Genomic DNA, 23,492 nt, shown 5'->3' with positions numbered 1-23,492 from the left:
GGCTAAACTGTCGAGCAAACTCTACAGTCAAGCGGGATTTGCATGCGCATTGGTGAACTGGAAAAACGCAGCGGTGCCAGCCGCCATACTCTGCGCTACTACGAGAGCCTGGGGCTGATCAGCGTCCTGCGCCGCGACAACAATTACCGCGAATACAGCCTGCAGACGCTGCATGACCTGGGCTTTATCCAGCAGGCGCAGAGCATGGGCTTCTCTCTCGGCGAGATCGGCGAAATCCTTCGCGCACGGCGCGAGCAACAACTCGACTGCGCTCAGGGCGCAGCCCTGGTCAGCCGTAAACTGGCCGAGGTGGAGCAGAAAATTGCTGAGCTTCAGCAGCTGGGCGACTTTCTGCGTAGCGAGAAACTGCGACTGGAAGCCAGCGCTGCCGAACAGGCGGCCTTGGCCAAACGACGCCCGCGCTAGCAGGAGGCACCCAGCACGAACTCGTCGGCATCCAGATACGCCGGGAACCGCTGCCGATAGGCCGCCAGCCCAGCGGCGTTGAGGCTGACACGGAACACCCCATCCGCAGCCCCGGGCTCCAGCAACAGCTCACCCTGATAATCCAGCACCTGACTATCGCCACTGTAAGCGTGGCCCTTACCGTCCTCGCCGATGCGATTCACCGCCGCGACATAGCACAGGTTTTCAATCGCCCTGGCTGGCAACAGGCGGTTCCAGTGGTTACGCCGTGCGGCAGGCCAGTTGGCGGTATAAAGCAGCAGATCAGTCTGCTGCGGGTCGCGACTCCATACAGGGAAACGCAGGTCGTAACAGATCAGCGGGCGCACCTGCCACCCCTTCACCTCCAGCAAAACCTGCTGTTCACCGGCGCTGTAGTGCTTGTGCTCGCCGGCCATGCGAAACAGGTGGCGCTTGTCGTAATGCGCCACCGTGCCATCCGGGCGTGCCCAGAGCAGGCGGTTTCGGTAGGAACCATCGGCTGCCTGGATAATCAGGCTGCCGGTGACCACGGCCTGCAGCGCCTGTGCCTGCTCACGCAACCATTGGCTGGTGGGACCGTCTTCGGGCTCGGCCAAGGCGGCTGAGTCCATGGAGAACCCCGTGCTGAACATCTCCGGCAGCACGATCAGATCGGCACCGCGCGCCTGCTCCAGCAGGGCAGTGAAATACGCACGATTCGCGGCAGGATCCTGCCAGACCAGACGGGTCTGGATCAGCGCCAGTTCAAGATCAGGCCACTGGCTCAGATCGCGCATAGCTTTTCCGCCGCCTGACGCAGGGTCTCTTCGCGCTTGGCAAAGCAGAAGCGCACCAGGCGCAAGTCCTTGGGTGGTGCCTGGTAGAACACGGAAATCGGAATCGCTGCGACACCCTGCTCGCGGGTCAACCACTCGGCCATGGCCACATCATCCAGGTCGGGACGAATAGCCGAATAGTCGACCAACTGGAAAAACGTGCCAGCCGCGCGGGTAAAGGTAAAACGCGAGGCCTCCAACAGGTCACAGAACAAGTCACGCTTGACCTGATAGAAGGCTGGTAGCTCGTCCACATGCTCAGGGTGCTCGGCCATATAGTCGGCCAGCGCCCATTGCAGCGGCGTCACGCCACAGAAGCTGACGTATTGGTGCACCTTGCGCAGTTCGGCGCTCAGGGCTGGCGGCGCCACCACATAGCCGGTCTTCCAGCCGGTCACGTGATAGGACTTGCCGAACGAGCTGACCACAAAAGCGCGCTGATACAGCTCGTCATGGGCCAGTACGCTGACGTGTGCCACGTCATCGAACACCAGGTGCTCATACACCTCGTCGCTGATCAGGTAGATGTCGCGGCCACGAATCAGCGCAGCCAACTGATCCAGCTCACTGCGGGAAATCAGCGCACCACTGGGGTTGTGCGGCGTGTTGAGGATGATCAAGCGGGTTCGGCTGCTCAAGGCATCCTGTAGACGCTGCCAGTCAATGCTGAATCCCGGTAACGCCAGAGGCACATGAATGCAACGCCCGCCGGCCAGCTCAACCGAGGGCTCGTAGCTGTCATAGCTGGGGTCGAAAACGATCACCTCGTCACCAGGGCGGACCAGCGCCTGCACCGCACAGAAAATCGCCTGAGTCGCTCCGGGCGTAATAGTGATTTCGCTGTCAGCGCTGACACTGCGGCCATAACTGCGTGCAATCTTCGCCGCCACCTGTTCACGCAGGGCTGGCAAACCAGTCATCGGCGCGTACTGGTTGTGCCCGGCCGCGACATGTCGACTGACCGCTTCGCGCAGCCCCTGCGGGCCATCAAAATCCGGAAAACCCTGGGACAGATTGAGCGCCCCGGTTTCTGCAGCGAGCTGCGACATGCGAGTAAAGATGGTAGTGCCGACGTTCGGCAGCTTGCTGATAATCATCGAGGCGGCATCCGGCTTAAGCGCTAGTGATGGCGCAGGATAGCCGATACCCCAGAGACGCAAAAGGCACCCGCAGGTGCCTTTATAGAGCGTTTGAATCCAAGCTTAGCGCTTGTCTTTACGCTTCTTCTCAGCCTTCTTGTGGTGGCTCATCAGACGGCGCTTCTTGTTCACCTGACGATCCGTGAGGGTGTTCTTGTTGCCCTCATAGGGGTTATCACCACCCTTGAACTCGATGCGGATCGGCGTGCCGACCAGCTTAAGCACACGCCGGTAGGTGTTTTCCAGATAGCGAACATAGGACTTGGGTACCGCTTCGACCTGGTTACCGTGGATCACAATCAGCGGCGGGTTGGCACCACCCAGGTGAGCGTAACGCAGCTTGATGCGGCGACCGCTGACCATGGGTGGCGCGTGATCGCTGACGGCGTCTTCGAGAATCTGCGTCAGGCGGTTGGTCGGCCAGCGGGTGATCGCCGACTTGAACGAGGCCTGTACCGACTTGTACAGATTACCCACGCCGGTGCCGTGTAGCGCCGAGATAAAGTGGATATCGGCAAAGTCGACAAAGAACAGCCGGCGTTGCAACTCGGTCTTCACGTAGTCGCGCTCGCTGGGCTCCATGCCGTCCCATTTGTTCAGGGCAATCACCAGTGCGCGGCCGCTTTCCAGCACGAAGCCGAGCAAGTTGAGGTCATGATCGACCACCCCTTCGCGGGCATCCATGACAAACACCACGACGTTGGAGTCCTGAATTGCCTGCAGGGTTTTCACCACCGAGAACTTTTCCACCGCCTCGAAGATCTTGCCGCGGCGGCGCACGCCGGCAGTGTCGATCAAGGTGTACTTCTCGTCATCACGCTCAAAGGGAATGTAGATGCTGTCGCGGGTGGTGCCGGCCTGGTCATACACAATGACCCGTTCTTCACCGAGCATGCGGTTGACCAGGGTCGATTTACCGACGTTGGGGCGGCCGATGATGGCCAGCTTGATACCGTCTTTCTCACTCGGACCTGGAATGCGCTTGGCTTCCTGACCTTCGAGTACAACTTCCTCTTCCTCACCCTCTTCCGGCTCTGCAGCATCCTTGGGGAAGGAACCCAGCACAGCTTCGAGCATCTGCGTGATGCCCCGCCCATGAGCACCAGCGATCGGCAGGGACTCGCCCATGGCCATGCTGGCAAACTCAGCGCGCGCCAGGTCAGTGTCGAGGTTGTCGACCTTGTTGATCACCAGGAAGCTGCGCTTGTTACGGCGGCGCAGGTGCTCGCCAATCATCTGATCGGAGGCCGACAGACCGGCGCGGGCATCCACCAGGAACAGCACGGCGTCGGCTTCTTCGATCGCCTGCAGCGACTGCTCGGCCATCTTCGCGTCAATGCCTTCCTCATCGCCGGAAATACCCCCGGTGTCGATGACGATATAGGTTCGCCCCTGCCACTTAGCCTCGCCGTATTGACGATCACGGGTCAGACCAGACAGGTCGCCGACAATCGCGTCACGGGACTTGGTCAAGCGGTTAAACAGGGTGGACTTGCCGACGTTCGGGCGGCCCACCAGGGCAATTACGGGAACCATTAGGCTCTCCACTTCGTTATTTCAGAAAATACAAAAGCCGCTGCAGGGGCAGCGGCCGGAATTCATTGCGTGGGCCATGCTGCGACACCTCAGGTGTTGTGCAGCATAGCCAACGCTCAGCGCAGCACTACTTGATGGTCAGTGCCACCAGGTTGCCGCCGTTGCCAAAGGCATACAGCCAGTCGCCCACCACCAGCGGACGAGCACGCAGGCCGTCACTGTCGATACGGGTACGACCGACGAATCGACCATCAACCTGGCTGACCAGGTGCAGATAGCCTTCCAGATCACCGAAGGCGATGTAACTGGAGAACACTTCCGGTGCCGACAGCTGACGACGTGCCAGGGCATCGTTGCTCCACAATGCCGAAGCCGAACGCTCGTCGATACCTTCAACAGTACCGCTGGCCAGGCTTACGTAAACACTGCCGTAGCCCTGAGCAACGCCGACCGAACTGGACGCTTCACGCTGCCAGAGGATACGACCGCTTTCCAGATCCAGCGCCGCAACACGGCCCTGGTAACTGACTGCATAGAGGGTGCCGGCCGAGAGCAGCAAGCCACCGTCGATGTCGACCACACGATCCAGTTCCGAGCGACCTTGCGGAATCGCCACACGCTGTTCCCAAACCGGGATGCCGCGCTGCGCGTCCAGAGCAATCACCTTGCCGGTGGACAGGCCGGCAACCGCCAGACGGTTGGTCAGCACCGGGCTGCCAGTACCGCGCAGGGTCAGCACGGCCGGGGTATTTTCAAAGATCCAGCGCTGCGCGCCAGTGCTGATATCCAGGGCGATCAGGCGATCATCCTGAGTCTGCACCAGTACCACATCGCCATTCAGTGCCGGCGCCGCCAGCACTTCGCTGGTCACCCGGGCACGCCACTTCTCTTCACCGGAAGCGCTGTCGAGGGCGATGATTTCGCCTTTCAGCGTGCCAACCACCACCAGGCCATAGCCGGCAGCCACAGCGCCAGAGACCGGAAGTTCCAGATCAGCTTTCCAGATGACCTTGCCGTTCATGCGGTCCATGGCCACAACCAGACCTTCGACGTCGGCCGCGTAGATCTGCTCACCGTCAATCGCCGGTACCAACATGTTGAAGGTTTCGCCCTGGCCTTCGCCAATCGAACGACTCCATTCCTTCTGCAGGCGCACCTCTTCCTCGAACTTGGGTAGATCGGCCGGCGGCAGTTCCTTCTTGCTATTGCTGCTGCAACCTACGGCCAGAACGGCCAGGGCCAGCAGTGCGGCATTCTTCCAGCGCATCACGTCACGCATCCCCTTTTGCCAGATCATCCAGCTTCATTTGCAGACCACCGACAGCGGCATCGTCAGACAGCGCGGCCTTGGCTTTCTCGTAAGCGGCATGGGCATCATCAGCACGGCCAAGTTGCACCAGCAGATCACCCTTGAGTTCTTCCCGGCTGGCGGTAAACGCCGGTGCGACTTTGGCATCCAGCAGTTTCAGGGCGTCTTCAGCCTTGTCCTGAGCCGCCAGCACGCGTGCCAGGCGCTGACGCGCCAACTCGCCCAGGCTGTCATCCGCCGGTTTGTCGACAATCGCCTGCAACTCGCTGGCAGCGTCGTCCAGCTTGCCGGCTTCGACCGCCACCTTGGCCACGAACAGGCGACCGTATTGAGCGTAATGACTACCGGAGTAATCATTCTTCAGGGTGTTGGCCAGCTCAGCCACTTTACCGGCATCTGGTTTACCGCTTGGGTCCAGCGCTGCTTCCAGCAGTTGCTGATACACCAGCGAAGCACCATAGGACTGGTTGCTCTGGTACTTCTGCCAGCCCTGCCAGCCGAATACCACCACCAGGGCCAGCACGACGCCGGTCAGCAATGGCATGCCATTGCGCTGCCACCAGTCCTTGATTACGGCCAGTTCTTCATCATCAGTACGCGAAACCACCCCAACACTCCTATTCGCTAAATCACTCAACAGACGCTCAGGCCTGATTGGCGCAGTTCGCCAGGTGATCGGCCAATGCCGACCAGGCAATATCTTGTTGCTCGCCCTGACCGCGCAGCGGCTTGCAACCTACCATTTGCTTAGCCAGTTCGTCTTCACCCAGAATCAAGGCATACAAGGCCCCGCTCTTGTCGGCTTTCTTGAACTGACTCTTGAAGCTCCCCGCGCCGGCATTCACCTGCAGACGCAGCCACGGCAACTCGTCACGCAGGCGCTCGCTGAGCGCCAAGGCCGCCAATTCGGCTGGCCCACCAAAAGCACAGAGGTAAACATCGACGGTACGGGCAATTTCAGCCGGTACTTTACCTAGAGTTTCGAGCAACAGCACCAACCGTTCGATGCCCATGGCAAAACCGACGCCCGGGGTCGGCTTGCCGCCCATCTGCTCAACCAGGCCATCGTAGCGACCACCGGCACACACCGTACCCTGCGAGCCCAATTGATCGGTCACCCACTCGAATACGGTCTTGCTGTAGTAATCCAGCCCACGCACCAGCTTGGGGTTGATCACATAGGGCACACCCGCGGCGTCCAGACGGGCCTTGAGCCCCTCGAAATGCACACGTGATTCTTCATCGAGGTAATCCGCTAGTTTCGGTGCATTGACCAGCAAAGCCTGAGTTTCCGGCACTTTGCTGTCGAGCACGCGTAGCGGGTTAGTTGCCATGCGGCGGCGGCTGTCTTCATCCAGCTGATCGGCATGGGCCGTCAGGAACTCGACCAGCGCATCACGGTACACCGCGCGCGCGGCACTGGTGCCCAGGCTGTTGAGCTCAAGTTTGACCGCATCACGAATGCCCAACAGGCCCCACAAGCGCCAGGTCAGGGCGATCAGCTCGGCGTCGATATCCGGGCCATCGATATTGAAGACTTCCACACCGATCTGATGAAACTGACGGTAACGGCCTTTCTGCGGGCGCTCGTGACGGAACATCGGGCCGATGTACCAGAGCTTCTGCGTCTGCCCACCGCCGGACAAACCATGTTCAAGCACAGCACGCACGCAGGCTGCAGTGCCTTCCGGACGCAGCGTCAGAGAGTCGCCATTACGGTCATCGAAGGTGTACATCTCTTTTTCGACGATGTCGGTGACTTCACCAATCGAGCGTTTGAACAGCTCGGTGAACTCAACAATCGGCATGCGAATCTGCCGATAGCCATAACCGTCCAGCAGACTGGCGACTGCACCTTCAAAATAACGCCAAAGCGGGGTCTGCTCGGGCAGGATATCGTTCATGCCACGAATGGCTTGCAGGGGCTTGCTCACTTCAATTCCTTAGCTGTCTTGGCTGCGCACGATAACCGCGGCGTCAGCAGCAACCTTGTCGGCTGCTTTCTGGCGGATGAGCTTTTCCAGCTCATCGACCAGGTTGTCATTACCCAGCTTGTGCGCCGGCTTGCCATCGATATAGATCAGGTTGGGCGAACCACCGGTCAGGCCGATATGGGCTTCCTTGGCTTCGCCAGGGCCGTTGACCACGCAGCCGATCACTGCAACATCCAGCGGGACGAGCAAGTCTTCAACACGCTGCTCCAACTCGTTCATGGTTTTCACCACATCGAAATTCTGCCGTGAGCAACTCGGACAGGCGATGAAGTTGATACCACGGGAACGCAGGCGCAAGGACTTGAGGATATCGAAGCCGACCTTGATCTCTTCCACAGGGTCAGCAGCCAGAGAGATGCGAATGGTGTCGCCAATCCCTTCGGCCAGCAGCATACCCAGGCCCACCGCCGACTTCACCGTACCGGAGCGCAAACCGCCGGCTTCGGTGATACCCAGGTGCAGCGGCTGCTCGATCTGCTTGGCCAGTAAGCGATAGGCCTCGACAGCCATAAACACGTCTGACGCTTTTACGCTGACTTTGAAGTCCGGGAAATTCAGCCGATCCAGGTGTTCGACATGACGCAAGGCTGATTCAACCAGCGCCTCTGGTGTCGGCTCGCCGTACTTTTTCTGCAGGTCCTTTTCCAGCGACCCGGCGTTGACACCGATGCGGATTGGAATGCCCTTGTCGCGCGCAGCCTCAACCACTGCACGCACGCGGTCTTCACGACCGATATTGCCCGGGTTGATACGCAGGCAATCGACGCCAAGTTCGGCTACACGCAAGGCAATCTGGTAGTCGAAGTGGATATCGGCCACCAGCGGCACGCGAACCTGCTGCTTGATTCGGCCAAACGCCTCGGCAGCGTCCATATCCGGCACGGAAACCCGCACGATATCGGCGCCAGCATCTTCCAGGCGACGAATCTGCGCCACGGTGGCAGCTACATCATTGGTATCGCTGTTGGTCATGCTCTGCACAGCGATGGGCGAATCACCGCCCACCGGCACCGAGCCAACCCAGATTTTGCGTGAAATGCGACGCTTGATTGGTGACTCGCAATGCATGTTACTGCCCACCCAACTTCAGACGCGCGGTTTCACCAGAGATAAACGGAGCCACATCGACTGGATTGCCATTCAGGCTGACCTGGGCGCCACGGGCAAAACCCAGACGCAATTCCAACGGAGCCTTGCCGGCCAACTCCAGGCTATCGCCTTTACGTTTAAGGGCACTGAACAGCACCTTGCCGTTGGCATCGGTTAGCTGAGTCCAGCAATCAGCAATAAAGGTCACACTGATCAGTGCTTCACCGGCTGCCAGCTGAACTGGCGCAGCAGGTGCAGGCTGGGGAGCAGCCACAGCCGACGGTGCAGGCGCCTCAACTGCTGCGGCTTCAGTTACGGCTGGAGCCGTAACCGGGGTTTGCGGTGCAGTAGTGGCCGGATCGACAGCGGCGACCGGCGCAGTAACCGTCGGATCGGCAGCAGCCTCAGTTACGGCAGTGGCACTTTCATCCAGCAGCGGTTGCAGGACCTCACCCTCGGCTTGAGCGGCTTCTACCGCTTGGTCTTCGGGCTCATCCAGCGGATGAATCTGCGTTGTGCCATCAGCGCCGTCGACTTCCACATGCTCAAGGTTGGTCGCTGCGAGATCTTCCGCACGACGCTCAGCCTGCTCCTGCCACCAGAAGAAGCTCAAACCGGCCAAGGCGAGCAGCAAGACAAAACTGACCATACGCAGCACACGCTGCGAATAGCTCACCGGCTCTTCGATACGGTTCAGGCTATGCACGCTGCTGCCAGCAGCATCGCTACCGGTAAATTGATCGAACTCCAGCACCAGACGATTCTGGTCTACTTCCAGCAACTTGGCGTAGGCGCGCACATAACCACGGGCAAAGGTATTACCCGGCAACTTGTCAAACGCGCCTTGCTCGATTTGGCTCAGCCTTTGCGGCGTCAAATTAAGCTGGCCAGCGACCTCGGCAATAGTCCAACCACGACTCTCACGAGCCTTGCGCAAAGTCTCACCCGGATTGATACGGGGAACTGCTAGCACTTCTGGATGCGCCGCTTTCATCATTGCTCCGACAGGTATTGCTGATATTCCGGGGTACCCGGATAAAGCCGTTTCAACTGCAGACCGAGGCTCGCGGCATTGTCGCGCTCCTCAAACACCTTCGCCAAGCGCACGCCAAGCAACAGGCTGCGCGCATCATGGGGCGCCAGAAGCAGATAGCTCTCGTAATAACTGCGGGCCGGAACGAACTGCTTATCCTCGAAAGACAGCAGGGCCATTTCCATCAACGCACGGGGTTGACGACTGTTCAAACGCAGAGAGCGTTCGAAATAAGCCTTGGCATGTTCGCGCTGTTGCAACTGCAGGGCAGTCAAACCCAGGTTTTCAAAAACCCGCGACCGCTCGGGGTACAGGTTGTCCTGAGCCGCCTGGGTATAACGCTCCATCGCCTCCTGATAACGCTTTTGCTCGAACAAGAAGCTGCCGTAATTATTCAGCAGACGGGCATCATCACGCCGCTGTGAAATGGCCTTGCGAAAATGCTCATCAGCCAGTTTCGGCTCCATCTCGATCTGGAAGACCAGAGCCAGTGCGGCATGCGCATCCGCATTTGAGGAGTCGAGTTCCAGCGCCTTTTTCAGCGGAACCTTGGCGCGTTCGGTTTCCCCTTGCTGCAGATACCCAATACCCAGTTGCACATAAGCATCACGGGCTTCTTCACGGCCCTTGCCGGTTTTCATTGGGTCAACATTACCGGTCGTGACGCAACCGGCTAACAGACTGGCGGCCAACAGCAATAACGCGGGACGCAAGGTCATGGGTATCCTCCCCTCAGGTTCGATTGGCGGCGGAACTTGGCGTTTCGGCCTCGCTACTCAACTCACGCACAGCAATATAACGCTCACTACGACGGGTACGGTCCATGACCTGGCCAACCAACTGACCACATGCCGCATCGATGTCTTCGCCGCGCGTAGTGCGCACGGTGACATTGTGACCGGCTTTGTGCAGCAGATCCTGGAAACGGCGGATGGCATTGTTGCTCGGCCGCTCGTAGCCCGAGTGCGGGAAGGGATTAAACGGAATCAGGTTGATCTTGCAAGGCACATCCTTGAGAAGTGCGATCATTTCCTCAGCATGCTCGACCTTATCGTTAACATCCTTGAGCAGGGTGTACTCGATGGTCAGCACGCGCTTCTCGCCAAGACGCGAGACATAGCGTTTGCACGCCGCCAGCAACATTTCCAGCGGGTACTTCTTGTTGATCGGCACCAATTGGTTACGCAGTGCATCGTTCGGCGCATGCAGCGACAACGCCAGCGACACATCGATCACTTCGCCGAGCTTGTCGATCATCGGCACCACGCCCGAGGTGGACAGCGTCACCTTGCGTTTGGAAATGCCATAGCCGAGGTCGTCCATCATGATCTTCATGGCGGCGACGACGTTGTCGAAATTCAGCAGCGGTTCGCCCATACCCATCATTACCACGTTGGTGATGGCACGGTCGATCTTCGCCGGCACGCTGCCGAACGACTTGTTGGCGATCCACACCTGACCGATGACCTCGGCAGCAGAGAGATCACTATTGAAACCCTGTTTGCCTGTCGAGCAGAAACTGCAATCCAGTGCACAACCCGCTTGCGATGACACACACAAGGTGCCACGCGAGCCCTGGGGGATGTACACGGTTTCGACACAGCTGCCTGACGCCACTCGCACAACCCACTTGCGCGTGCCATCAGTAGAAATATCTTCGCTGACCACTTCCGGGCCGCGGATTTCAGCAGAGGCCTCGAGCTTTTCGCGCAAGACCTTGCCGACATTGCTCATGGCGGCGAAATCATCGACGCCAAAGTGGTGAATCCACTTCATCACCTGACCGGCACGGAAACGCTTTTCCCCGATGCTTTCGAAGAATTGCTCCATCTCTGCCAGGGTCAGCCCCAGCAGATTGATTTTACCGGTCGATGCAGTCATGGCTTCACCCTCACCCGATTCGCTTAGCGAATGCGTGCGCAAACTTCGGTGGCAGCGAAGAAGTAAGCGATTTCGCGGGCAGCGGAAGCTTCCGAATCGGAACCGTGAACAGCGTTCTCGTCGATGGAAACGGCAAAGTCAGCACGGATGGTGCCGGCAGCTGCTTCTTTCGGGTTGGTAGCGCCCATCAGCTCACGGTTGGCCAGAACAGCGTTTTCGCCTTCCAGAACCTGAACGATAACCGGACCGGAAGTCATGAATGCAACCAGATCCTTGAAGAAGCCACGCTCGCTGTGCTCAGCGTAGAAGCCAGCAGCTTCGCGCTCGGACAGTTGAACCATTTTCGAAGCAACGACGCGCAGGCCGGCTTTTTCGAAACGAGTGGTGATCTCGCCAACAACGTTTTTAGCAACGGCATCAGGCTTGATGATGGAGAAAGTGCGTTGAACAGCCATGTGAAACTCCAGAAACAATGATTAAAGCGAAAAATTAAACCCGCGAATTATACGCGGGTTCCGGTTAAATGCGTAGGGCGCGACACAAGCCGTATCAGTCGGCCTCTTCGATCCAGGCAGCCTGGACAGCTTCCAGGACTTTCTCACCACCACGCTGCGGATCGTCACTGAACTCCGGCAACGCCAGAATCCACTTATGCAGATCAACAAAATTCACGTAGCGAGGGTCCACCTCAGGTTTGGACTCAGCCAATTGAATGGCGATCTCCAGAACATCAACCCACTTCAGACTCATAACAACTCCTGAACTCAGTGCGGTGCTTCAGCGGCGTGATTGAGTGAGTACTTGGGAATCTCGACTGTCAGATCCTCAGTACCGACAATCGCCTGACAGGACAGACGCGACTGCGCTTCAAGGCCCCAGGCCTTGTCGAGCATGTCCTCTTCCAGCTCATCGGCCTCGGCCAGCGAATCAAACCCCTCACGAATAATGCAGTGACAGGTGGTACAGGCACAGACACCGCCGCAGGCACTTTCGATCTCGATGTGATGCTCATGCGCCACCTCAAGCACCGACGTGCCTGGCTCGACTTCAACCACCAGCCCTTCCGGACACAATATGGCGTGAGGCAGAAAAATGATCTGCGGCATGCTTATTCCTCAATCTCATCAAGACTACGGCCAGCCAATGCAGCCTTGACCGTGGCATCCAGACGACGCGCAGCAAAGGCATCCGTCACCTGGGTCAAACGTTTGGTTTGCTGCTCGATCGCCAAGCCATCAGTACCTGCCATCAAGTCACGCAACTGCTGCATCTGCGCCTCGATTGCTAGGCGCTCATCAGCGTCCAGCAGGCGCTCACCATCGGCCAGCAACGCCGCCTCGACAGCCTCCAGCAGACGCTGAGCATCGACCTGCTGCTCGCGCAACACACGGGCGACCTTGTCATCGCCAGCGTTCTTGAAGGAGTCCTGCAGCATGCGGGCGATTTCACCATCGGTCAGCCCATAGGACGGCTTGACCTGGATGCTCGCCTCGACGCCCGACGCCAGTTCACGCGCAGCAACACTGAGCAGACCATCGGCATCCACCTGAAAGGTCACGCGAATCTTCGCCGCACCGGCGACCATTGGCGGAATACCGCGCAACTCAAAGCGCGCCAACGAGCGGCAATCGCTGATCAGCTCGCGCTCACCCTGCAGTACATGCACCATCATGGCCGTCTGACCATCTTTATAGGTGGTGAAGTCCTGGGCGCGCGCCACGGGAATGGTGGTGTTGCGCGGAATCACCTTCTCCATCAGCCCGCCCATGGTTTCCAGACCGAGCGACAGGGGAATCACATCCAGCAGCAACAACTCTTCGCCATCGCCGCGCTTGTTGCCGGCCAGGGCATCAGCCTGAATCGCCGCACCAATGGCCACCACCTGATCAGGGTCGATATCGGTCAACGGCTCACGGGCGAACAACTCGGCAACCGCCTGACGCACACGTGGCACCCGAGTGGAGCCGCCAACCATCACTACGGCTTCAACTTCATCCAGCTCAATACCGGCATCGCGCACTGCACGGCGACAGGCCTTGAGGCTGCGCGCCAGCATCGGCTCGATCAACGTATCGAACTGCTCACGACTCAACTGGCCAGTCCAGCCGGCATAGCTGAGGCTTGCCGAAGCACTGTCAGTCAGGGCTTCTTTGGCGACACAGGCAGCCTCCAGCAACAAGCGCTGCTGTGCCGGATCGAGATCAGAGGAAATACCGGCCTGCTCAACTATCCAGCCAGCGATTGCATGATCGAAGTCATCGCCACCCAGGGCACTGTCACCACCTGTGGCCAGCACTTCAAACACACCGCCAGTCAGACGCAGCACGGAAATATCGAAGGTACCGCCACCCAGGTCATAAATAGCGACCACGCCCTCGGCATGCTGATCCAGGCCATAAGCGACTGCTGCGGCAGTCGGCTCATTGAGCAGACGCAGCACATTCAGCCCGGCCAGACGCGCAGCATCCTTGGTGGCTTGACGCTGCGAATCATCGAAATAAGCCGGCACGGTGATCACCGCACCGACCAGCTCACCACCCAGGGTCGCTTCAGCGCGCTGACGCAGCACCTTGAGAATATCCGCCGAGACCTCAACCGGGCTTTTCGGGCCCTGCACGGTCTCGATAAACGGCATATGCGATTCGCCGCCGACAAAACGGTACGGCAGCTGCTCACCAAGCTGTTTGACATCCGCCAGGCCACGCCCCATCAGGCGCTTGACCGACAACACGGTATTCAGCGGGTCAGCCGAAGCAGATGCCTTGGCCGCCTCCCCCACCTCAGTGCGATTGGCGTGGTAACGCACAGCGGACGGCAGAATGACCTGCCCGGCAGCATCGGCCAGTGGCTCGGACAGGCCGCTGCGTACAGCAGCGACCAGCGAATTGGTGGTACCCAGATCAATCCCCACGGCCAGTCGACGCTGGTGTGGCTGGGGGCTTTGTCCGGGCTCAGCGATCTGCAGTAAGGCCATGATTAATCAGTGCTTAGGTATCAGGTACGCGGCAAGGGCATACCAGCGTTAATCGTCGAGGCGCTCTTCCAGCTGGCGCACCTCGTGAGAGAGCTTGTCGAGAAACTGCATGCGACGCATCAGGCGCTCGGCCTCTTCGCGCCGCGCCGCATCATCCCAACAAACGGCAAAACTTTCGTTGAGCTCATCCTGAGCCACTTTCAGACGCCGCTTGAATTGCGCCACGCCGGCCAGATCAGCGCTCTCATGCAGTTCTTCCAGCTCTTCACGCCACTGCATCTGCTGCATGAGAAAGCCGGGATCCTGCACAGTGACTTCCAGCGGCAACTCCGGGCCACGCAGCGCCAGCAGATAACGCGCACGCTGCGGCGCATTCTTCAGCGTCCGATAGGCTTCATTAAGGCTGGCGGACTGCTCCAGCGCCAAGCGCTGCTCGCGCTCGGAGGCATCCGCAAAGCGGTCCGGGTGGACATGCCGTGCCAGCTCACGGTAACGGCTGGCCAACAACTCCTGATCCAGGCGAAAGCCTGGCTGCAGGTCAAACAATGCAAAGTGACAAGGACTGCCCACACGCGCCTCAGATATTGAAGCTTTCGCCGCAGCCACATTCGCCGCGCACGTTTGGGTTGTTGAACTTGAAGCCTTCGTTCAACCCTTCCTTGACGAAATCGAGCTCGGTGCCATCGAGGTAGACCAGGCTCTTGGGATCGATGATCACCTTGACGCCATGATTCTCGAACACCTGATCTTCGCTGGCGGCCTCATCGACAAACTCCAGCACATAGGCCAAGCCGGAACAGCCCGTGGTGCGCACACCCAGGCGAATACCTTCGCCCTTACCGCGCCCCTCAAGCGAGCGACGCACGTGCTGAGCGGCAGCTTCGGTCATGCTGATAGCCATCGACAAACCTCCTTAGAGCAAGCCTTTCTTCTGCTTGTAATCGCGCACTGCGGCCTTGATGGCGTCTTCGGCGAGTACCGAGCAGTGAATTTTCACCGGCGGAAGGGCCAATTCCTCGGCCAACTGAGTGTTCTTGATGGTTTCGGCTTCATCCAGAGTCTTGCCCTTCATCCACTCGGTGGCCAGGGAGCTGGAGGCGATTGCCGAACCGCAGCCGTAGGTTTTGAACTTGGCGTCTTCGATAACGCCCTGCTCGTTGACCTTGATCTGCAAACGCATCACGTCACCGCAAGCCGGCGCGCCGACCATGCCAGTGCCGACGTCCGGGTCTTCCGCATCCATCTTGCCGACGTTGCGCGGGTTTTCGTAATGGTCAATGACCTTTTCACTGTAAGCCATGCTGGTATTCCTTCCTCATCAGAGAGTCGCTCTTGCTCGGCGACTACTTAGTGCGCCGCCCACTCGATCTTGGAGATGTCGACACCGTCTTTGTACATATCCCACAGCGGCGACAATTCGCGCAGCTTGGTGACTGCCTCGCATACTTTCTGCGCGGCGTAATCGACTTCTTCATCTGTGGTGAAGCGGCCGAAGGTAAAGCGGATGGAACTATGTGCCAGCTCGTCATTGCGACCCAGGGCGCGCAACACGTAGGACGGCTCCAGAGAGGCCGAGGTACAAGCCGAACCGGAGGAAACCGCCAGATCCTTGAGCGCCATGATCAGCGACTCGCCCTCAACGTAGTTGAAGCTGAGGTTGAGGTTGTGCGGCACACGGGCGGTCATGCTGCCATTGATGTACAGCTCTTCCAGACCATCAACCTGCTTGAAGAAGCGCTCACGCAGGGCCAGGATGCGCTGGTTTTCCTGAGCCATTTCTTCCTTGGCAATGCGGAAGGCTTCGCCCATGCCCACACATTGGTGGGTCGCCAGAGTGCCGGAACGCATGCCGCGCTCATGACCGCCACCATGGGTCTGCGCTTCCAGACGCACACGCGGCTTGCGGCGCACGAACAGCGCACCGACGCCTTTCGGACCATAGGTCTTGTGCGCAGAGAAGGACATCAGGTCGACCTTGAGGGTCTCCAGGTCGATCGCCACTTTGCCGGTGGATTGCGCCGCATCAACGTGGAAGAACACGCCGCGCGAGCGGGTCAGCTCACCAATCGCGGCAATGTCATTGATGGTGCCGATTTCGTTGTTCACATGCATGACCGACACCAGAATGGTGTCCTCACGCAGCACGGCCTCAATCATGGCCGGAGTAATCAGACCATCTTCGCCCGGCTCAATGTAGGTGACTTCGAAGCCTTCGCGCTCAAGCTGGCGCATGGTGTCGAGCACCGCCTTGTGCTCGATCTTCGAGGTAATCAGGTGCTTGCCTTTCGTCTTGTAGAAGTCGGCAATACCCTTGATGGCCAGGTTATTGGACTCGGTAGCACCGGACGTCCAGACAATTTCGCGCGGATCGGCATTGACCAGCTCAGCCACCTGGCGGCGAGCATTCTCAACCGCTTCCTCAGCTTTCCAGCCGAACACATGGGAGCGCGATGCTGGGTTACCGAAATTGCCGTCAACCAGCAGGCATTCGCTCATTTTTTGCGCAACACGCGGATCAACCGGCGTGGTGGCGGAATAATCGAGGTAAATCGGCAATTTCATCAACTTTCTCCTAATCAGGTCTCAGGCCAGCTGGCCAGCGCCTTGCGCTCAATCAACGGCGGACGCTTCGATCTTATCCAGAAACGGCGTCCTGCCATTGCAGCGGCGCTGATCCTGGCGCTGGGCTACTTCCTGCACTTCTCGTCGGGTTACCAGATCAGCCAAGCTGATGCCGCTGAGGAATTCGTGTATCTGCTGGCTCAGGTCGCACCACAGATGGTGGGTCAGACAGGTATCACCCGCGTGACAGTCGCCTTGCCCCTGGCAGCGGGTAGCATCGACCGACTCATTGACCGCATCGATCACTTCGGCAACCTGGATACCACGCATGTCGCGCGACAACTGATAACCGCCACCCGGCCCACGCACACTGGACACCAGATTGCCGCGCCGCAGCTTGGCAAACAGTTGCTCCAAATAGGAAAGGGAGATGCCCTGCCGCTCGGAAATATCAGCCAGTGACACCGGCCCACGCTGTGCGTGCAGCGCCAAATCCAGCATGGCGGTGACGGCGTAACGGCCTTTGGTGGTTAATCGCATAAGGGCTTACCGCGTGATCGCAATATGCTGCGATTATCTAATTCCCGAGCATTTAAGTCAACTATAAGACCTAGCACGTTAGTCGGGATTAGGCAGCATAAGGGGCGCGCATCATAGCAAACCACCACCCCTCACACCATCAGGCCGCCGGCTTGTCCGCATCTTTGACCACGCCCGCGAAATCTTCGTCACGCAGTTGCGGCAAATCTTTGGCGCAGTAATCACTGCCCAGGGACTTGAGGGCACCGCACATACCCTCCAGACGCCCATCCACCGCGTGCAGATGATCCAGCAACTGACCAATGGCACGCGCCACCGGGTCCGGCATGTCCTGACTCACGCCATAAGCATCGAACCCAAGCTTCTCGGCAATCGCCTGACGCTTAGCCTCCTGCTCATCGTCCACCTTGAGAATGATCCGCCCCGGGATACCCACCGCTGTCGCGCCCGCCGGCACTTCCTTGGTGACCACCGCATTGGAGCCGATCTTGGCACCAGCACCGACTGTAAACGGCCCCAGCACCTTGGCGCCCGCCCCCACCACCACACCGTCCTCCAGCGTCGGGTGGCGTTTACCCTTGTTCCAGCTAGTGCCTCCCAGGGTGACCCCCTGATAGAGCGTTACATCATTGCCAATCTCGGCCGTTTCACCAATGACGATGCCCATACCATGGTCGATAAAGAAACGCCGACCGATCTTCGCTCCAGGGTGGATCTCGATACCCGTCAGCCAACGCCCGAAGTTTGATACCACGCGCGCCAACCACTTCCAACCAGACACCCACAGAGCATGCGCCAAACGGTGCAGCCAAACGGCATGCAAGCCCGGATAGCAGGTGACCACCTCAAACGCATTGCGCGCCGCCGGGTCGCGATGAAACACACTCTGGATATCCTCTCGCATGCGCTCAAACATCTGCCCTCTCCCCCTTATGGTGCTCACCGCGCGCCGCCTTGATGGTCTCGGTCAAGATGCCGCGCAATATATTCATTTCCAGCTTGCTGACTGAACTGCGCCCATAGAGACGGCGCAGACGGCTCATCAAATGCCGCGGCCGGAGCGGATCAAGAAACCCGATCTCAACCAGCGCCTGCTCCAAGTGACGGTAAAACGATTCAAGCTCGTCAGCCGTCACAGGCTCGTCACCCTCGTCGGCAACCGACACCTGCGCGAGGGGCTGCCCCTCGCTCGCCAACCAAGCCACGCGCACCTCGTAGGCCAGCACCTGAACTGCCGCCGCCAGATTCAACGAACTGAACGTCGGATCAGACGGAATGTGCACATGGTAATGACAGCGCTGCAGCTCCTCATTGGTCAGGCCGGCATACTCACGACCAAATACCAGGGCGACCTGAGCCCCTTGCCGCGCCTGCTCACAAGCCGTTACACCACACTCGCGCGGCTCCAGCATCGGCCAGGGAATATGCCGATCCCGGGCACTGGTGCCGAGCACCAGGCGACACCCAACCAGTGCCTCCTCAAGGGTGCCAACCACCTGCGCATCCTGCAGAATATCCGTGGCCCCAGACGCTCTCGCCACAGCCTCATCACTGGTGAAGTCCTGTGGATCCACCAGCACCAGCTGCGACAAGCCCATGTTTTTCATGGCCCGCGCCGCGCCGCCGATATTCCCCGGATGACTGGTACCCACTAACACGACGCGAATATTTTCCAGCACCACAAACACCCACAGAGCATGACGTCAGGCGACAAATCTTACATAAGCAACCCGCCTTGCGCCACGCAAGGCGCAGGTTGCACTTCAACCGCCGCACTTTTCTGCTAGAATGGCCGGCTTTCTTTAACGACCCAGGTGAACATCCATGCAGCCCATGCTGAATATCGCGCTGCGCGCAGCCCGTAGCGCCGGCGAAATGATCTTCCGCTCGACCGAACGCTTGGACGTCATCTCGGTCGACGAGAAAGAAGCCAAGGACTATGTGACTGAAATTGATCGCTCTGCCGAGCAACTGATCATTCAGGCCCTGCGCAAAGCCTTCCCGAACCACGGCATCCTCGGCGAAGAAAGCGGCCTGAGTGAAGGCAGCGGTGAGGGCGCAGACTACCAGTGGATCATCGACCCACTGGATGGCACCACCAACTTTATCCGTGGCATCCCGCATTACGCCGTCAGCATCGCCTGCAAATACCGTGGCCGCCTTGAGCACGCCGTGATCATCGACCCGGTTCGCCAGGAAGAATTTACCGCCAGCCGCGGCCGTGGCGCCGCCCTCAACGGTCGCCGCCTGCGCGTGGGTAACCGCAAGAGCCTCGAAGGCGCCCTGCTCGGCACCGGCTTCCCGTTCCGCGACAGCCAGATGGAAAACCTGGAAAACTACATCGGCATGTTCCGCAGCCTGGTCGGCCAGACCGCCGGCGTACGCCGCGCTGGCGCAGCGAGCCTGGACCTGGCCTACGTGGCTGCCGGCCGCTTCGACGCCTTCTGGGAGTTCGGCCTGTCCGAGTGGGATATGGCTGCAGGGGCCTTGCTGATTCAGGAAGCAGGCGGCCTGGTCAGTGACTTCAGCGGTGGCCACGACTTCCTGGAGAAAGGTCAGATCGTTGCCGGCAACACCAAATGCTTCAAGGCCGTACTGACTGCCATTCAGCCGCACCTGTCGGCTTCGCTGAAACGCTAACCAGCGACCACAAAAAAAGCGCCCTGCGGGGCGCTTTTTTTGTGCCTGGAAAAACTGCCGGCCTTTAGTCCACCAGCACCAGCTGACCATCACGCACCGGAATCTGCCGACCTGGATCACTGGCCATACGCACCTGACTGATTTTGCCATCCAACTCATACTTGACGTCATAACCCACCAGCTTCTCGCTGGTGTCGGTCACTGTGTTGCAGCGGGTTTCCGTGGTGGTGTAGGTGTCACGACTTTGCAAGTGTTCTTGCGCCTTGTTGCCCGCATAACCACCACCTACCGCGCCGGCAACTGTTGCCAGCTTCTTGCCATTACCGCCACCGACCTGATTACCCAGCAACCCACCAACCACCGCACCAATGGCGGTACCGGCGATTTGATGCTCATCTTTGACCGGTGCCTGACGCGTCACGGCAACGTCCTTGCACACTTCACGCGGGGTCTTGATAGTTTCCTTTACCGGTTTCACGGCTAGCACTTCGGCATATTGCGGTGCACTGACCAGGCTATAAGTCGCCACAGCGCCACCCGCCGTCACGCCGACTGCACCCAGTACCGCACCCACCAACATTGACTTATTCATGCACGCCTCCTTCGACCTATCGCTGCGGTGCTCAGCGCACCTTACTCCCAGCCTTGGAGCATAAAAAAACCGGGCAAGTTCAACACATGCCCGGCTCATTCAACCATTTGCGATGAAACGCACAGAATCAGGGGCGCTCATCAACCTCTTCAGCCACTACCGGGGGAATCAGGTCATCCACACTCAGGTTGAGCCAGATCAGCACCACGTTGGCGATATAGATCGACGAATAGGTACCCGCCAACACCCCCATGAACAACGCCACGGAGAAACCGTAGAGGTTGTCACCCGCAAAGACCAGCAGCGCGGCAATCGCCAGCAATGTCGAAATCGATGTGGCCATGGTGCGCAGCAGCGTCTGGGTTGTGGAAATGTTGATGTTGTCGATCAGGCTGGTTTTGCGCAGCACCCGGAAGTTCTCACGCACGCGGTCAAACACCACGATGGTGTCGTTCAGCGAATAACCGATGATTGCCAGCAGAGCCGCCAACACCGTCAGATCGAAGGTGATCTGGAAAAACGACAGAATGCCAAGGGTCACAACCACGTCGTGAACCAGGGAAACGATGGCACCCAGGGCGAATTTCCACTGAAAACGGAACGCCAGGTACAGCATGATCCCGCCCAGCGCCAGCAGCATGCCCAGGCCACCCTGGTCACGCAGCTCTTCACCGACCTGCGGCCCGACGAACTCGACTTTCTTGACGGTTACCGCCTCATCGCCAACCCCCTGCAGGGCAGCAGCGATCTGACTGCCCAGGTTCGGATCATCACCCTGCAGACGCACCACCACATCCGTGGTGGCACCGAAGGTCTGAACCACGGCATCGGTATAACCTGCAGCAGCCAGTTGATCACGTACCTTGCCAAGGTCGGCAGGCTGGGTGTAACTCAACTCGATCTGCGTGCCACCGGTGAAGTCCAGGCCAAAGTTGAGGCCCTTGTAGAACCAGCTACCCAGAGCAAGCAGGGTCAGAAGCATCGTGACGGCGAACGCAAAGTTGCGCGCGCCCATAAAGTTGATCGTACGCATCATCTAACCCCTTAGATCCACAGCTTCTTGAAGTCACGCCCGCCGAAGACCAGGTTGACCATGGCACGAGTCACCAGAATGGCGGTAAACATCGACGTCACGATGCCCAGCGACATGGTCACGGCGAAGCCCTTGACCGGCCCGGTGCCCATGGCAAACAGAATGCCGCCAACCAACAGGGTGGTCAGGTTGGCATCAAGAATTGCCGTATAGGCACGATCAAAGCCCTCATGGATCGCCCGCTGCACCGACATGCCATTGGCAATTTCCTCACGAATCCGCGAGAAGATCAGCACGTTGGCGTCCACCGCCATACCCATGGTCAGCACGATGCCGGCAATACCCGGAAGGGTCAGGGTGGCACTGAGCAACGACATCAGCGCCAACAGCAAGACCATGTTGAACGCCAGAGCGATGGTCGCCAGCACACCAAAGAAGCGATAGATGGCAATGATGAACAACGACACAAAGAGCATGCCCCACAGCGAGGCTTCAATACCCTTGGTGATGTTGTCAGCCCCCAGGCTCGGGCCAATGGTGCGTTCTTCAGCAAAGTACATCGGTGCCGCCAGACCACCCGCACGCAGCAGCAAGGCCAGCTCGGACGACTCGCCCTGACCGTCAAGCCCGGTGATACGGAACTGACTGCCCAGTGGCGATTGGATAGTGGCCAGGCTGATGATCTTCTTCTCTTCAACGAAGGTCTGCAGCTCGACTTCCTTCTCGACACCATCAACAACCTGGCGCACATAACGGGAGACAGGCTTCTGCTCGATGAAAATCACCGCCATGCTGCGCCCAACATTGCTGCGGGTTGCACGGTTCATCAGATCGCCGCCACGGCCATCCAGACGGATGTTCACCTGCGGGCTGCCATTCTCATCGAAGCTGGCCTGAGCATCGGTTACCTGATCACCCGTGATGATCAGCTCACGCTCCAGCTGTGCCGGCGGGCGGCCCTCCTGGCGGAACTCAAAACTCTCGGTCGCGGCCTTGGCAGCGCCCGGTTCAGCGGCCAGGCGGAATTCCAGGTTGGCGGTTTTGCCGAGGATACGTTTGGCTTCGGCGGTATCCTGCACACCCGGCAGCTCAACCACGATACGGTTGGCACCCTGACGCTGCACCAGCGGCTCGGCCACACCCAGTTCGTTGACTCGGTTACGCACGGTGGTCAAGTTTTGCTTGATCGAGTACTCGCGAATTTCAGCCAGCTTGGCCTGGGTCAATGCCAGACGCAGCACCTGCTGCTCACCACGCTGCACAGTGGTCAGTTCAAAATCAGTGAAGCCCTTGCGAATCAGACGCTGCGCCTTTTCCAGCGAAGCTTCATCGGCAAAGCCCAGCTGAATGGCGCCATTGGCCTCAGGCAGACTGCGGTAACGTACACGCTCCTTGCGCAGCAGGCTCTTGACCTCGCCCTCGTAGACTTTGCGACGCGCATCCAGCGCCTTGTCCATATCCACTTCCATCAGGAAGTGCACACCACCGGAAAGGTCCAGCCCCAGCTTCATAGGGCTGCCGCCCAGGTTACGCAGCCACTGCGGCGTGGTTTGCGCCAAGTTCAAGGCCACCACGAACTCATCGTTCAGCGCCTTGCGCACCAGATCTTTGGCCGGCAGTTGATCTTCGGCCTTGTTCAGACGCAGCAGACCTGTACGCCCCTGATTGGCCAGGGTTGTCGCCTTGACGCTGATGCCAGCGGCGTCCAGCGCGCGGCTTGCGCGATCCAGATCAGCCTGCTCGACACGCATCGCGCTGCTGTTGCCACTGATCTGGATCGCCGGGTCATCCGGGTACAGATTGGGCAGGGAATAGAGAGCGCCGATTGCCAGCACGGCCAGAATCAGCAGGTATTTCCAGACAGGGAATTTGTTGAGCATGACGCCGCCCGTTATGACGCGGGGCGCA

General features: G+C 59.1%; 26 protein-coding genes. 2 read left to right on the top strand and 24 right to left on the bottom strand.

Going from position 1 to position 23,492, the window contains the following annotated elements:
* Positions 1-42 precede the first annotated feature (42 nt).
* Positions 43-426 carry a MerR family DNA-binding protein gene (locus IOD17_RS04875; protein ID WP_233683952.1) on the top strand — a complete coding sequence of 128 codons (384 nt, stop codon included), beginning with the start codon at positions 43-45 and terminating at the stop codon, positions 424-426.
* On the opposite strand, the gene IOD17_RS04870 is transcribed toward IOD17_RS04875, so the two are convergent.
* From IOD17_RS04870 to trmJ, 21 genes are all read right to left on the bottom strand, one after another.
* Complete coding sequence (locus IOD17_RS04870) at positions 423-1,223, bottom strand: amidohydrolase (RefSeq protein ID WP_233683951.1); 801 nt, start codon at positions 1,221-1,223, stop codon at positions 423-425. The two genes, IOD17_RS04875 and IOD17_RS04870, sit on opposite strands and share 4 nt — an antisense overlap.
* Positions 1,211-2,359 carry a pyridoxal phosphate-dependent aminotransferase gene (locus tag IOD17_RS04865; RefSeq protein WP_233683950.1) on the bottom strand — a complete coding sequence of 383 codons (1,149 nt, stop codon included), beginning with the start codon at positions 2,357-2,359 and terminating at the stop codon, positions 1,211-1,213. Before IOD17_RS04865 ends, IOD17_RS04870 begins: the two co-directional genes overlap by 13 nt.
* A 105-nt stretch (positions 2,360-2,464) precedes the next feature.
* Positions 2,465-3,937 (bottom strand): ribosome biogenesis GTPase Der, encoded by a 1,473-nt coding sequence (der, locus tag IOD17_RS04860; RefSeq protein ID WP_233683949.1) that lies wholly within the window; start codon positions 3,935-3,937, stop codon positions 2,465-2,467.
* A 127-nt stretch (positions 3,938-4,064) separates the two neighbouring features.
* Positions 4,065-5,216, bottom strand: coding sequence for an outer membrane protein assembly factor BamB (gene bamB, locus IOD17_RS04855; RefSeq protein ID WP_233684520.1), 1,152 nt, complete (start codon positions 5,214-5,216; stop codon positions 4,065-4,067).
* Positions 5,209-5,790 (bottom strand): tetratricopeptide repeat protein, encoded by a 582-nt coding sequence (locus IOD17_RS04850; RefSeq protein ID WP_233684519.1) that lies wholly within the window; start codon positions 5,788-5,790, stop codon positions 5,209-5,211. Before IOD17_RS04850 ends, bamB begins: the two co-directional genes overlap by 8 nt.
* 100 nt (positions 5,791-5,890) lie before the next feature.
* Positions 5,891-7,180, bottom strand: a complete 1,290-nt coding sequence (gene hisS / locus IOD17_RS04845) for a histidine--tRNA ligase (RefSeq protein ID WP_233683948.1) — start codon at positions 7,178-7,180, stop codon at positions 5,891-5,893.
* 9 nt (positions 7,181-7,189) lie between these two features.
* Positions 7,190-8,308 carry a flavodoxin-dependent (E)-4-hydroxy-3-methylbut-2-enyl-diphosphate synthase gene (gene ispG, locus IOD17_RS04840; protein WP_233683947.1) on the bottom strand — a complete coding sequence of 373 codons (1,119 nt, stop codon included), beginning with the start codon at positions 8,306-8,308 and terminating at the stop codon, positions 7,190-7,192.
* 1 nt (position 8,309) lies between these two features.
* On the bottom strand, positions 8,310-9,323 hold the full coding sequence (locus IOD17_RS04835) for a RodZ domain-containing protein (RefSeq protein WP_233683946.1): 1,014 nt from the start codon (positions 9,321-9,323) through the stop codon (positions 8,310-8,312).
* Positions 9,323-10,081, bottom strand: a complete 759-nt coding sequence (pilW, locus tag IOD17_RS04830) for a type IV pilus biogenesis/stability protein PilW (RefSeq protein ID WP_233683945.1) — start codon at positions 10,079-10,081, stop codon at positions 9,323-9,325. Before pilW ends, IOD17_RS04835 begins: the two co-directional genes overlap by 1 nt.
* A gap of 13 nt (positions 10,082-10,094) precedes the next feature.
* Positions 10,095-11,243 (bottom strand): 23S rRNA (adenine(2503)-C(2))-methyltransferase RlmN, encoded by a 1,149-nt coding sequence (gene rlmN, locus IOD17_RS04825; protein ID WP_233683944.1) that lies wholly within the window; start codon positions 11,241-11,243, stop codon positions 10,095-10,097.
* Positions 11,244-11,266: 23 nt separating this feature from the next.
* Complete coding sequence (gene ndk / locus IOD17_RS04820) at positions 11,267-11,698, bottom strand: nucleoside-diphosphate kinase (RefSeq protein WP_090248631.1); 432 nt, start codon at positions 11,696-11,698, stop codon at positions 11,267-11,269.
* Between the two features lie 94 nt (positions 11,699-11,792).
* Positions 11,793-11,993: a Fe-S cluster assembly protein IscX gene (gene iscX / locus IOD17_RS04815; protein WP_233683943.1), complete on the bottom strand. Its 201-nt coding sequence runs from the start codon at positions 11,991-11,993 to the stop codon at positions 11,793-11,795.
* Positions 11,994-12,007: 14 nt separating this feature from the next.
* Positions 12,008-12,349 carry an ISC system 2Fe-2S type ferredoxin gene (fdx, locus tag IOD17_RS04810; RefSeq protein ID WP_233683942.1) on the bottom strand — a complete coding sequence of 114 codons (342 nt, stop codon included), beginning with the start codon at positions 12,347-12,349 and terminating at the stop codon, positions 12,008-12,010.
* Positions 12,350-12,351: 2 nt separating this feature from the next.
* Entirely contained in the window at positions 12,352-14,217 is a 1,866-nt protein-coding gene (gene hscA / locus IOD17_RS04805; RefSeq protein WP_233683941.1) for a Fe-S protein assembly chaperone HscA, read from the bottom strand.
* Positions 14,218-14,265: 48 nt separating this feature from the next.
* The gene (hscB, locus tag IOD17_RS04800) at positions 14,266-14,787 is read right to left on the bottom strand and encodes a co-chaperone HscB (protein WP_233683940.1); all 522 of its coding nucleotides are present in this window, start codon (positions 14,785-14,787) and stop codon (positions 14,266-14,268) included.
* A 7-nt stretch (positions 14,788-14,794) separates the two neighbouring features.
* On the bottom strand, positions 14,795-15,118 hold the full coding sequence (gene iscA, locus IOD17_RS04795) for an iron-sulfur cluster assembly protein IscA (protein ID WP_090248639.1): 324 nt from the start codon (positions 15,116-15,118) through the stop codon (positions 14,795-14,797).
* 12 nt (positions 15,119-15,130) lie between these two features.
* A complete protein-coding gene (gene iscU / locus IOD17_RS04790; RefSeq protein ID WP_040261926.1) occupies positions 15,131-15,517 on the bottom strand; it encodes a Fe-S cluster assembly scaffold IscU in 387 nt (128 codons plus the stop codon).
* 47 nt (positions 15,518-15,564) lie between these two features.
* Positions 15,565-16,779, bottom strand: a complete 1,215-nt coding sequence (locus tag IOD17_RS04785; protein ID WP_233683939.1) for an IscS subfamily cysteine desulfurase — start codon at positions 16,777-16,779, stop codon at positions 15,565-15,567.
* A 48-nt stretch (positions 16,780-16,827) separates the two neighbouring features.
* Entirely contained in the window at positions 16,828-17,319 is a 492-nt protein-coding gene (iscR, locus tag IOD17_RS04780; protein WP_233683938.1) for a Fe-S cluster assembly transcriptional regulator IscR, read from the bottom strand.
* Between the two features lie 139 nt (positions 17,320-17,458).
* Complete coding sequence (cysE, locus tag IOD17_RS04775) at positions 17,459-18,235, bottom strand: serine O-acetyltransferase (protein WP_233683937.1); 777 nt, start codon at positions 18,233-18,235, stop codon at positions 17,459-17,461.
* Entirely contained in the window at positions 18,228-19,001 is a 774-nt protein-coding gene (gene trmJ, locus IOD17_RS04770) for a tRNA (cytosine(32)/uridine(32)-2'-O)-methyltransferase TrmJ (protein ID WP_233684518.1), read from the bottom strand. Before trmJ ends, cysE begins: the two co-directional genes overlap by 8 nt.
* Positions 19,002-19,143: 142 nt before the next feature.
* Between trmJ and suhB the strand changes: the two genes are divergently transcribed.
* Positions 19,144-19,959: an inositol monophosphatase family protein gene (gene suhB, locus IOD17_RS04765; protein ID WP_233683936.1), complete on the top strand. Its 816-nt coding sequence runs from the start codon at positions 19,144-19,146 to the stop codon at positions 19,957-19,959.
* Positions 19,960-20,023: 64 nt separating this feature from the next.
* Here the strand turns inward: suhB and IOD17_RS04760 are convergent, their stop codons facing one another.
* The 3 genes from IOD17_RS04760 to secD all read right to left on the bottom strand — a co-directional run bounded on the left by IOD17_RS04760 (position 20,024) and on the right by secD (position 23,464).
* A complete protein-coding gene (locus IOD17_RS04760) occupies positions 20,024-20,551 on the bottom strand; it encodes a glycine zipper 2TM domain-containing protein (RefSeq protein WP_233683935.1) in 528 nt (175 codons plus the stop codon).
* A gap of 127 nt (positions 20,552-20,678) precedes the next feature.
* Complete coding sequence (gene secF, locus IOD17_RS04755) at positions 20,679-21,587, bottom strand: protein translocase subunit SecF (RefSeq protein ID WP_233683934.1); 909 nt, start codon at positions 21,585-21,587, stop codon at positions 20,679-20,681.
* Between the two features lie 8 nt (positions 21,588-21,595).
* Positions 21,596-23,464 (bottom strand): protein translocase subunit SecD, encoded by a 1,869-nt coding sequence (gene secD, locus IOD17_RS04750; RefSeq protein WP_233683933.1) that lies wholly within the window; start codon positions 23,462-23,464, stop codon positions 21,596-21,598.
* Between the last annotated feature and the right edge of the window lie 28 nt (positions 23,465-23,492).

Origin of the sequence: Pseudomonas anguilliseptica, assembly GCF_021375795.1 — a bacterium.
Classification (GTDB): domain Bacteria; phylum Pseudomonadota; class Gammaproteobacteria; order Pseudomonadales; family Pseudomonadaceae; genus Aquipseudomonas; species Aquipseudomonas anguilliseptica_A.
This window is presented reverse-complemented; position numbering and strand designations above follow the sequence as displayed.

Bases quoted from the DNA above. Each gene is read 5' to 3' on its own strand.
- IOD17_RS04875 (WP_233683952.1), top strand. From the start codon at position 43: ATGCGCATTGGTGAACTGGAAAAACGCAGCGGTGCCAGCCGCCATACT.
- IOD17_RS04870 (WP_233683951.1), bottom strand. From the start codon at position 1,223: ATGCGCGATCTGAGCCAGTGGCCTGATCTTGAACTGGCGCTGATCCAG.
- IOD17_RS04865 (WP_233683950.1), bottom strand. From the start codon at position 2,359: ATGATTATCAGCAAGCTGCCGAACGTCGGCACTACCATCTTTACTCGC.
- der (WP_233683949.1), bottom strand. From the start codon at position 3,937: ATGGTTCCCGTAATTGCCCTGGTGGGCCGCCCGAACGTCGGCAAGTCC.
- bamB (WP_233684520.1), bottom strand. From the start codon at position 5,216: ATGCGTGACGTGATGCGCTGGAAGAATGCCGCACTGCTGGCCCTGGCC.
- IOD17_RS04850 (WP_233684519.1), bottom strand. From the start codon at position 5,790: ATGCCATTGCTGACCGGCGTCGTGCTGGCCCTGGTGGTGGTATTCGGC.
- ispG (WP_233683947.1), bottom strand. From the start codon at position 8,308: ATGCATTGCGAGTCACCAATCAAGCGTCGCATTTCACGCAAAATCTGG.
- IOD17_RS04835 (WP_233683946.1), bottom strand. From the start codon at position 9,323: ATGAAAGCGGCGCATCCAGAAGTGCTAGCAGTTCCCCGTATCAATCCG.
- pilW (WP_233683945.1), bottom strand. From the start codon at position 10,081: ATGACCTTGCGTCCCGCGTTATTGCTGTTGGCCGCCAGTCTGTTAGCC.
- rlmN (WP_233683944.1), bottom strand. From the start codon at position 11,243: ATGACTGCATCGACCGGTAAAATCAATCTGCTGGGGCTGACCCTGGCA.
- ndk (WP_090248631.1), bottom strand. From the start codon at position 11,698: ATGGCTGTTCAACGCACTTTCTCCATCATCAAGCCTGATGCCGTTGCT.
- iscX (WP_233683943.1), bottom strand. From the start codon at position 11,993: ATGAGTCTGAAGTGGGTTGATGTTCTGGAGATCGCCATTCAATTGGCT.
- fdx (WP_233683942.1), bottom strand. From the start codon at position 12,349: ATGCCGCAGATCATTTTTCTGCCTCACGCCATATTGTGTCCGGAAGGG.
- hscA (WP_233683941.1), bottom strand. From the start codon at position 14,217: ATGGCCTTACTGCAGATCGCTGAGCCCGGACAAAGCCCCCAGCCACAC.
- iscA (WP_090248639.1), bottom strand. From the start codon at position 15,118: ATGGCTATCAGCATGACCGAAGCTGCCGCTCAGCACGTGCGTCGCTCG.
- iscU (WP_040261926.1), bottom strand. From the start codon at position 15,517: ATGGCTTACAGTGAAAAGGTCATTGACCATTACGAAAACCCGCGCAAC.
- IOD17_RS04785 (WP_233683939.1), bottom strand. From the start codon at position 16,779: ATGAAATTGCCGATTTACCTCGATTATTCCGCCACCACGCCGGTTGAT.
- iscR (WP_233683938.1), bottom strand. From the start codon at position 17,319: ATGCGATTAACCACCAAAGGCCGTTACGCCGTCACCGCCATGCTGGAT.
- cysE (WP_233683937.1), bottom strand. From the start codon at position 18,235: ATGTTTGAGCGCATGCGAGAGGATATCCAGAGTGTGTTTCATCGCGAC.
- suhB (WP_233683936.1), top strand. From the start codon at position 19,144: ATGCAGCCCATGCTGAATATCGCGCTGCGCGCAGCCCGTAGCGCCGGC.
- IOD17_RS04760 (WP_233683935.1), bottom strand. From the start codon at position 20,551: ATGAATAAGTCAATGTTGGTGGGTGCGGTACTGGGTGCAGTCGGCGTG.
- secF (WP_233683934.1), bottom strand. From the start codon at position 21,587: ATGATGCGTACGATCAACTTTATGGGCGCGCGCAACTTTGCGTTCGCC.
- secD (WP_233683933.1), bottom strand. From the start codon at position 23,464: ATGCTCAACAAATTCCCTGTCTGGAAATACCTGCTGATTCTGGCCGTG.